Origin of the sequence: Pseudomonas sp. HMSC066A08, assembly GCF_001813025.1 — a bacterium.
Classification (GTDB): domain Bacteria; phylum Pseudomonadota; class Gammaproteobacteria; order Pseudomonadales; family Pseudomonadaceae; genus Pseudomonas; species Pseudomonas aeruginosa.
On sequence record NZ_KV811266.1, the window covers coordinates 1 to 215 of the forward strand.

General features: G+C 47.4%; 1 protein-coding gene. It reads right to left on the bottom strand.

Annotated elements, in window-relative coordinates; genetic code table 11:
* Positions 1-215 (bottom strand): hypothetical protein (locus HMPREF2886_RS34840; protein ID WP_218189071.1); only part of this gene is annotated, 215 nt, incomplete at both ends.

Consider the following 215-nt stretch of genomic DNA (forward strand, 5'->3'; position numbering starts at 1 on the left):
TACAGGTGCATCTGTAGATGCCGGAGCTTTCGTCATTGGCGAGCTGGCATGTAACTGGCGTACTGTTGGCTCTTGACGAATAACGGTCACTTTAGCTGGCTGCTTAACTTCAACTGATACGACTTCGGTTTCCGTTTTAGTTTCAGCAACAGGCTCGGTCACTTCAGGCTGTGTTTCTACAGGTGTAGATTGAGAAGCAGTTTGCTCTACATGTT